The sequence below is a fragment of the Actinocatenispora comari genome (assembly GCF_017312725.1).
Classification (GTDB): domain Bacteria; phylum Actinomycetota; class Actinomycetes; order Mycobacteriales; family Micromonosporaceae; genus Actinocatenispora; species Actinocatenispora comari.
In genome coordinates, this window is record NZ_BOPO01000009.1 from 45,129 (window position 1) to 53,770 (window position 8,642).

Annotated in this window: 7 protein-coding genes; 4 read left to right on the forward strand and 3 right to left on the reverse strand. The window is 71.8% G+C overall.

Annotated elements, in window-relative coordinates; all coding sequences use genetic code 11:
* Positions 1–13: 13 nt before the first annotated feature.
* Positions 14–1,495, reverse strand: coding sequence for a tRNA (N6-isopentenyl adenosine(37)-C2)-methylthiotransferase MiaB (miaB, locus tag NUM_RS05135; RefSeq protein WP_370466929.1), 1,482 nt, complete (start codon positions 1,493–1,495; stop codon positions 14–16).
* A gap of 373 nt (positions 1,496–1,868) precedes the next feature.
* Between miaB and NUM_RS05140 the strand changes: the two genes are divergently transcribed.
* The 4 genes from NUM_RS05140 to NUM_RS05155 all read left to right on the forward strand — a co-directional run bounded on the left by NUM_RS05140 (position 1,869) and on the right by NUM_RS05155 (position 5,327).
* Positions 1,869–2,597: an amino acid ABC transporter ATP-binding protein gene (locus NUM_RS05140; RefSeq protein ID WP_207123400.1), complete on the forward strand. Its 729-nt coding sequence runs from the start codon at positions 1,869–1,871 to the stop codon at positions 2,595–2,597.
* Between the two features lie 100 nt (positions 2,598–2,697).
* Positions 2,698–3,615, forward strand: a complete 918-nt coding sequence (locus NUM_RS05145; protein ID WP_207123390.1) for a glutamate ABC transporter substrate-binding protein — start codon at positions 2,698–2,700, stop codon at positions 3,613–3,615.
* A 66-nt stretch (positions 3,616–3,681) separates the two neighbouring features.
* Complete coding sequence (locus NUM_RS05150; RefSeq protein WP_225918341.1) at positions 3,682–4,395, forward strand: amino acid ABC transporter permease; 714 nt, start codon at positions 3,682–3,684, stop codon at positions 4,393–4,395.
* Complete coding sequence (locus tag NUM_RS05155; protein ID WP_207123391.1) at positions 4,392–5,327, forward strand: amino acid ABC transporter permease; 936 nt, start codon at positions 4,392–4,394, stop codon at positions 5,325–5,327. The genes NUM_RS05150 and NUM_RS05155 overlap by 4 nt, the downstream gene beginning before the upstream one ends.
* 108 nt (positions 5,328–5,435) lie before the next feature.
* On the opposite strand, the gene NUM_RS37620 is transcribed toward NUM_RS05155, so the two are convergent.
* Both NUM_RS37620 and NUM_RS05165 read right to left on the reverse strand, forming a co-directional pair.
* Positions 5,436–7,700, reverse strand: a complete 2,265-nt coding sequence (locus tag NUM_RS37620; RefSeq protein WP_207123392.1) for a glycosyltransferase — start codon at positions 7,698–7,700, stop codon at positions 5,436–5,438.
* On the reverse strand, positions 7,697–8,386 hold the full coding sequence (locus NUM_RS05165) for a DUF998 domain-containing protein (protein ID WP_207123393.1): 690 nt from the start codon (positions 8,384–8,386) through the stop codon (positions 7,697–7,699). Before NUM_RS05165 ends, NUM_RS37620 begins: the two co-directional genes overlap by 4 nt.
* Between the last annotated feature and the right edge of the window lie 256 nt (positions 8,387–8,642).

The following is an 8,642-nucleotide window of genomic DNA, read 5'->3' on the forward strand; positions in this document are numbered from 1 at the left end:
GCGCCGAGCCGGGTCAGCGGGCGGCCGGTGCCCCGATGGTGGGCATGCCGAGCAGCACGCCCGGGGTGCTCGGGGTGCGACCCGCCTCGGCCGCGTCGCCGGCGGCGGTACGCCGGTGCGAGGTCACCGGACCGTCGGCGACCAGGTGGTGTGGTGCGCCGTAGCTGATCGTGGTGGTGACCACGTCGCCGGGGCGGATCCCCTCGGCGCCGGTGAAGTGCACCAGCCGACCGTCCCGGGCCCGGCCGGACAGCCGCCCGGTGGCCTGGTCCTTGCGGCCCTCGCCGACCGCGACCAGCACCTCGACCTCGCGCCCCTCCAGCGTGCGGTTCTCCGCCCAGGAGATCTCGTCCTGCAGCGCGACGAGCCGCTCGTACCGCTCCTGGACGACCGGCTTCGGCACCTGGTCGGCCATGGTCGCGGCCGGGGTGCCGGGCCGGATCGAGTACTGGAAGGTGAAGGCGGAGGCGAACCGGGCCTCGGCGACCACGTCGAGGGTGGCCTGGAAGTCCTGCTCGGTCTCGCCGGGGAAGCCGACGATGATGTCGGTGGTGATCGCCGCGTCCGGCATCGCCTCGCGCACCCGGCGCAGGATGTCGAGGTAGCGGCCGGACCGGTAGGAGCGGCGCATCGCCTTGAGCACCGCGTCGGACCCGGACTGCAGCGGCATGTGCAGCTGGTGGCAGACGTTGGGCGTCTCGGCCATCGCCGCGATCACGTCGTCGGTGAAGTCGCGCGGGTGCGGGCTGGTGAACCGGACCCGCTCCAGCCCGTCGATGTCGCCGCAGGCGCGCAGCAGCTTGCCGAACGCCTGCCGGTCGCCGAACTCCACGCCGTAGGAGTTGACGTTCTGGCCGAGGAGCGTCACCTCCAGCACGCCCTGCTCGACCAGGGCGCGTACCTCGGCGAGCACGTCGCCGGGCCGCCGGTCGGTCTCCTTGCCGCGCAGCGACGGCACGATGCAGAAGGTGCACGTGTTGTTGCAGCCGACCGAGATCGACACCCAGCCGGCGTAGGCGGACTCGCGCCGGGCCGGCAGCGTGGACGGGAACACCTCCAGCGATTCGAGGATCTCCACCTCGGCCGCCTCGTTGTGCCGGGCCCGCTCCAGCAGCGTCGGCAGCGACCCGACGTTGTGGGTACCGAAGACGACGTCGACCCACGGAGCCCGCCTGACGATCTCGCCGCGGTCCTTCTGCGCCAGGCAGCCGCCGACGGCGATCTGCATGCCCGGGTGCGCGTCCTTGGTGGGCCGCAGGTGGCCGAGGTTGCCGTACAGCCGGTTGTCGGCGTTCTCCCGCACCGCGCAGGTGTTGAACACGACCAGGTCCGGGGTGTCCGCCTCCGGAGCCTGGACGTACCCGGCGGATTCCAGCAGGCCGGCGATCCGTTCGGAGTCGTGCACGTTCATCTGGCAGCCGTACGTGCGGACCTGGTACGTGCGGGCGGCGGCTGGGGTGTCCACGGCGATACTCATCTCGACTGCAGCACTCATCTCAATCGACCAGGGTAGCCGCGCGCGACGGCGCCGATCCCGGCACGTCCACGGCGGCCCGCCGGGCCCGCACGCCCCTACCCGACGGGTACGGACCGGACTCGGCCGACCACGGAAGGCGAGAACTCCCGCCGTCGTGCCCCTTTTGCCCGGTCACTTGGACACAAACAGCGCCCGTTACCGCGCCGTGACACCAGTCACCGCGTGCCGTGCCGGTCGGTACCGTTACAGTTGCCGCCACGGTGCAAGGCAAGCAGACGGAAAAACGCCATCCAGATCGCCGAACCCCCGCACGATTGAGGACGAAGCAGTGGACACCCAGACCGAGGCCACCACTCCCGAGCCGACCGAGCCGCCGACCGCCGGCGAGCCGCTGGTCGTGCTGGACGGCGTCAACAAGTGGTTCGGCCCCCTGCACGTGCTCCAGGACATCAACCTGACGGTGCACACCGGCGAGGTCGTCGTGGTGATCGGCCCGTCCGGTTCGGGCAAGTCGACGCTGTGCCGGGCGATCAACCGGCTGGAGCCGATCGACCAGGGCACGATCACCGTCGACGGCTCGGTGCTGCCGGAGGAGGGCAAGGCGCTCGCCCGGCTGCGCAGCGAGGTCGGCATGGTCTTCCAGTCGTTCAACCTGTTCGCGCACAAGACGATCCTGGAGAACGTCACGCTCGGCCCGGTGAAGGTGCGCCGGGAGAAGTCCGACCTGGTGCGCGAGCGCGCGATGGGCCTACTGGAGCGGGTCGGCGTCGCCAACCAGGCGGAGAAGTACCCGGCCCAGCTGTCCGGTGGCCAGCAGCAGCGGGTGGCGATCGCCCGGGCGCTCGCGATGCAGCCGAAGGTGATGCTGTTCGACGAGCCGACCAGCGCGCTCGATCCGGAGATGATCAACGAGGTGCTGGACGTGATGACCTCGCTGGCCCGCGAGGGCATGACGATGATCGTGGTCACCCACGAGATGGGCTTCGCCCGCCGGGCGGCGAACCGGGTCGTGTTCATGGCCGACGGCCAGATCGTCGAGCAGGCCACCCCGGACGAGTTCTTCACCAACCCGCAGTCGGAGCGGGCCCGCGACTTCCTGTCGAAGATCCTGACGCACTGACGGCGTCGTGGTCGGCGGTGCGACGCACCCGCCGACGGTTCCCGTGACGGTGCGCGACGGCCAGGGCCGTCGCGCATCTCCCCATCCAAGAGAGGCACTGATGAAACTGAAGCGACTCCTCGCGGTCGCCGTCATCGGCTCGCTCGCGCTCGGCACCGTCGCCGCGTGCGGTGGCAGCAAGCTGGACGACAAGACCAAGAAGGACAAGGCCGCCTCCGGGTCGTACACCATCGTCAAGGACCCGAAGTTCGCCGCGGGCTCGACGATGGACAAGATCCACAAGGCCAAGCACATCAAGATCGGCGTCAAGTTCGACCAGCCCGGCATCGGCTACAAGAACCCGACCAGCGGCAAGGTCGAGGGGTACGACATCGAGATCGGCAAGATGATCGCCGGTCAGCTCGGTCTGGACTACAACGACAACAAGCAGGTCGAGTTCGTCGAGACGGTGTCCAAGAACCGGGAGACGTTCCTGGAGAACGGCACCGTTGACCTGGTGATCGCGTCGTACTCGATCACCGACGAGCGCAAGCAGCTGGTCGGGTTCGCCGGTCCGTACTACGAGACCGGTCAGGACATGCTGATCCGCAAGGCGGACAAGGACAAGATCAAGACGCCGGACGATCTGGCCGGCAAGAAGGTCTGCTCGGTGACCGGCTCGACCCCGCTGGCCAACATCGAGAAGAACTACCCGAAGGCCAAGCCGGTCGCGCTGGCGCAGTACTCCGACTGCGTCACCCAGCTGCAGAACTCCACCGTCGACGTGCTGACCACCGACGGCGCGATCCTGCTCGGCTACGCCGCCCAGGACCCCGACCACCTGATGGTCGTGGGCAAGCCGTTCTCCACCGAGAAGTACGGCATCGGGATGAACAAGGACCGCACCGACCTGCGGAAGTGGATCGACGACCGGCTGGACGCGTCCTTCTCCGACGGCAGCTGGAAGAAGGCCTACGACCTGACGCTGGGCAAGTCCGGCTCCGAGGCGCCGAACCCGCCGACCCTCGACCGCTACTGACCGATCGCGGACCGGGCCGGCGCCATCGCGCCGGCCCGGTTCGCGTCACCGCCCCGTGGAGGACACGTGGTTCTCGCCGAAACCGCCGGTGCAGCCACCGGCGGCCTGGAATTCCTGTGGCAACAGCGCGGGCCGTTCTTCAGCGGCCTGCTCGGCACCGTCGAACTGTCCGTCGTCGCCGGCATCCTCGCCACCATCATCGGACTGATCGTCGCCGCCATGCGGGTGTCGCCCATCCCCGCGCTGCGGGTGGCCGGTACCGCCTGGTCCGGCTTCTTCCGCAACACCCCGCTGACCCTGGTCTTCCTCGCCACCTCGGTGGTACTGCCGCTGGTCGGCATCCGGTTCGCCTGGGCCGACGCGATCGGCGTCGACACGTTCTTCATCTTCGCCGTGATCGCGCTGTCCACCTACACCTCCTGCTTCGTCGCCGACGCGATCCGGTCCGGCTTCAACGCGGTACCGGTCGGGCAGGCCGAGGCGGCCCGCGCGGTGGGCATGACGTTCGGCCAGACGCTGCGGCTGGTGGTGCTGCCGCAGGCGCTGCGGTCCGTGCTGCCGCCGCTGGCCAGCATGTACATCGCGATGATCAAGAACTCCGCGATCGCCGAGTTCTTCAACGTCGGTGAGCTGACCAGGTTCTTCGACGACCAGGTCCGGGACCACCCCGAGCACCTGTACGCCGAGTTCATCGCGGTGGCGGTCGGCTACATCGTGCTGACGCTGCTGGTGTCCGGCGCGTTCAACCTGGCCGAGCGGCGACTGGCGGTGTCTCGATGACAAGCGTGCTGTACGACAACCCCGGGCCCGCCGCGCGCCGCCGGGTCCGGTTCTGGACCGCGGTGAGCGTCCTGGCGCTGGCCGCGGTCGTCGCGTTCGTGATCTGGCAGGTGGCCCGCAAGGGGCAGCTGTCGGCCGCGATGTGGAGCCCGTTCGCCGACCCCGGACTGTGGCGTCAGCTGTTCGACTCGCTGTTCGCCACGATCAAGGCGGCGCTGCTGTCGATCGTGCTCGCGCTGGTACTGGGGGCGGTCCTCGCCACCGGCCGGCTGTCCGACCGGGCCTGGCTGCGCTGGCCGGCGTTCGTGGTGATCGAGTTCTTCCGCGCCGTTCCGCTGCTGCTGCTGATCCTGTTCGGCCTGTTCACCTGGGGCCCGCCGCTGTCGTTCATCGGTACCGCGATCGGCGCCACCCCGCCGGACGCGTTCGCCGCGCTGGTGGTCGGCCTGACCCTGTACAACGGGTCGGTGCTGGCCGAGGTGTTCCGGGCCGGCATCAACGCGGTACCGCGGGGCCAGTCCGAGGCCGCGTACGCGCTGGGCATGCGCAAGACCGCGGTGATGCGGATGATCCTCGCCCCGCAGGCGATCCGGATGATGCTGCCGGCGATCGTCGCGCAGTGCGTGGTGGCGCTGAAGGACTCGGCACTCGGCTTCATCGTCGGCTACCAGGAGCTGCTGAGCTTCGGCAAGCGGATCTACCAGGGCGGCGCCGACATCTGGGAGCTGCCGCAGCCGCCGGTGGTCACCACGCTGATCGTGGTCGTCGCCATCTACATCGTGATCAACCTGCTGCTGTCCTGGCTGGCCGCCTGGCTGGAGCGGCGGATGTCGCGCTCCCGTAAGCTGGCCGCGGCACCGCTGACCGCGATGCAGACCGGTGAGGAGCCGGTCGCGGCCGGCCCGCTCGGCGGCGGCGAACCGCCGAAGTAACACCGCACCACTCCGGTACGACTCGGCGCCCCTGTCGGTGACAGGGGCGCCGAGTGCCGTCCGGCCGGGGGCCGGTCGCGGTGGGATCGTTCCGCCGCCGGGTCGCCGTCAGGCCGCCAGCGCCGGCTCGGGCATCCGCTCGCCGAGGACCTGGGCGTAGATCTCCTCGTACCGCCGCAGGGTCGCGGGCACCGCGTGCTGCTCGACCCGGCGCCGGCCCGCCGCACCCATCCGGACCCGCAGCTGCGGGTCGGCGGCGAGCATGCCCAGCCGGGAGGCGAGCCCGGCCACGTCGCCCGGCTGGTACAGCCAGCCGTTGTCGCCGTTGTGCACCAGGTGCGGCAACGCCATCGCGTCCGCAGCGACCACCGGTCGGCCGGCGGCCATCGCCTCCATCGTCACCAGGCTCTGCAGCTCGGCGATGCCGGGGATGCAGAAGATGTCGGCCCGCTCGTACGCGGCCGGCAGCTCCTCGTCCGGCACGAACCCGCTGAACCGGACCCGGTCGCCGACACGCAGGTCGGCGGCGAGCCGCTGCCACTCGTCCCGGCGCGACCCGGTGCCCACCAGCTCGACGTTCAGCGGCAGCGCCGCCGGCAGCAGCGCGAGCGCCCGGATCAGCTCGTCGACCCGCTTCTCGGCGTCCAGCCGGCCGACGAACAGCACCGTCGGCACCTCCGCGTCCGGCGCCCGGCGGGCCGCGAACCGGTCCAGGTCGATCCCGCAGGAGACCGCCTCGGCGTGCTCGATCCCGTTCTCCTGCAACAGCTCCACCGCCCGCTGGGTCGGTGCGGTGACCGCCACCGCGCGGTGGAACACCTTCGCCGCGTCCCGCCAGGCCGCCGACCGGGCCGCGTCGTGCAGCGCGCGCGGCAGCCGCAGGTAGCCGAACAGGTTCTCCGGCATGAAGTGGTTGGTCGCCACCAGCGGCACCCGGTGCCGGTTCGCCGCCACCGACAGCGCCCGGCCGATCAGCATGTGCGACTGGATGTGCACCACGTCCGGCGCCAGCTCCGCGATCAGGTCGTCGGCCGCCGCGTTCGCCTGCCACGGCGGGCAGAATCGGAACGTCGGGTGGAACGGCGTGCGCCGCGCCCGCACCCGGTGCACGAACACACCGTCCATCATGGACACTCCAGCGGCCCCGTCCGGAGACGGCGCCAGCACGTGCACCTCGTGCCCGCGCGCCGCCAGCCCCGTCGCCAGCCGGTACGAGAACCGCGCCGCACCGTTGACGTCCGGTACGAACGTGTCCGCACCGACCACGATGCGCCGAGCCGCACTGTCGACACCATTCACCGTCTGCTCCCTCGTCCGCGACGGCGCCGTCGCCGTCGTCCCCGATCCGTTCGATCCGCCCGCTCCCGGCGCCCGCGCCGGTATCCGCTGCGTTGCCTCGTTCTCGGCGTCCGGTGCGCCTCCACGGCGCGCCATGACCCCCCGTCGTCCGGTCAGCTCCCGCCCCCCGGCCGGCGCCGGTGCTGCCGGCTCGCCGACCAGCACGCCCGGTTCCCCGCCGTCGCGCACCGTTCGCGGCGCGGCATCCGGGTGGAACCTGGCCAGCAGCACCACGCCACCGGCCGCCACCAGCGCCAACGCCACCTGACCGGCCACCGTCGCCGGCGACATCGCGGCGCCCTCGCCCAGCAGCACCGCACCGACCAGTACCGCGAAGAACGGGTCGGCCATGGTCAGGCACGCCACCACCACGGTCGGCGGCCCCGACGCGTAGGCGAGCTGGATCAGCGCGCCGCCGACCAGCAGCGCCACCACCAACCCGATCAGGACCAGCACCGGCGTCGCGCCGACGCCGCCGACCAGCAGCCGCTGCACGACCACCCGCGTCGACACCGACACGAACCCGTACGCGAGGCCGCCGGCAGTGGCGAGCGCCAGGCACCGCGCCCGGCCCCGTACCAGCGGCGCCAACGCACCCAGTACCGCCACGCCCGCCGCGGCGAGCAGCGCGGTGCGGCCGATGGCCACGTCCGAGATCACGGTGTCCCGGGCCTGCCCCGAGGTGAGCAGGACGAACCCGCCCACCGCCGCGGTCGTCGCACCGATCGCGGTCAGCGTCACCCCGCCCGGCCAGCGCCGGGCCGAGACCGCCGAGAGCGCCGCGACCAGTACCACCGCGAGCACGCCCAGCGGCTGCACCACGCTGAGCGGTGCCAGCCCCAACGCCGCCGAGTGCAGCCCGGCACCGACCCCGATGAGCAGCAGGCCGCCGAACCAGCGGCGCTGCCGTACCAGCCGGCCGAGCCGGCCGCGGCCCGGTGCGCACGCCGTGCGCACCGCGGCATGCTGCACGTGCGCGGCCAGCGCGTACGCCACCGCTCCCGCCAGCGCCAACACGATCGCCAGCACGGTCATCGCGCCACCTCCGCCTCGGCCGTACCGATCGCGACCGCCACCGGTGCCGGCGCGCTGGAGGTTCCGAGGCGGAACAGCCGCGCCGCCACCACGACCACCAGTGCCAGTTCCGGCGCCAGTACCAGCCGTTCGAGCAGTCCCTGCATCCCCACCAGCGCATCGCCGCCCGGGAACGGGACCCCGAACAGCGGCAGGTAGCTGGTCAGGAATCCGGCGAACAGCGCGATCGCGGTCCATGCCAGCCAGCGCAGCGGCCGGGCCACCGCCTGCCACCGGTCCCGTCGGGAGCCCGCCACCAGCGTCAGCACCGCGACCGGTACCGCACCGAACAGCAACCCCCCGGCGAGCTTGTGCACCAGGCCGGTCGTGGTCACCGGCGCGCCGGTCACGTCGGCCGGGAACAACCCGATCAGTGCCGACCCCAGCGCCGCCACCGCGACCAGTACCCCGGTCCACCGGCCGGCGGCGCCCGCGACGAGCAGCGCCCGCCGCAACACCATCAGCCCGGCGGCGAGAACCAGCACCGCGATCGGCAGCAGCACCGAGCCGACCGACGTGAACACGTAGTCGCTGACCATGCCGTGCACCGGATCGACTCCGGTCGCGCCGTGCAGGTAGCCGATCAGCAGGACGGCGAGACCGACCAGGGACAGGGACAGCACCGCGGCACCAGGTACCGATCGCACCGTCTCACCCCCGGCCGTGTCCCCCGCGGTTCCGGCCGTTCCGGCACCGCCAGTTACACGGTCACATCCGGGATCGGCGGACACACTGCCGTGAGCACCTGAATCGGACCTGACGGCAGCCGCAGCCGCGAGGTGGGGCTGGCCACAGTGCGCGGCTTCGGCCCGACGCGCCACCCCAGCCCCGGCCGGATGCGCGGGCACGGCAGCGGACTGGCGCGCGGGCGCGGTAGCGGCCCGGCGTGCGGGCGCGGTGGCG

Bases quoted from the DNA above. Each gene is read 5' to 3' on its own strand.
- miaB (WP_370466929.1), bottom strand. From the start codon at position 1,495: ATGAGTGCTGCAGTCGAGATGAGTATCGCCGTGGACACCCCAGCCGCC.
- NUM_RS05145 (WP_207123390.1), top strand. From the start codon at position 2,698: ATGAAACTGAAGCGACTCCTCGCGGTCGCCGTCATCGGCTCGCTCGCG.
- NUM_RS37620 (WP_207123392.1), bottom strand. From the start codon at position 7,700: ATGACCGTGCTGGCGATCGTGTTGGCGCTGGCGGGAGCGGTGGCGTAC.
- NUM_RS05155 (WP_207123391.1), top strand. From the start codon at position 4,392: ATGACAAGCGTGCTGTACGACAACCCCGGGCCCGCCGCGCGCCGCCGG.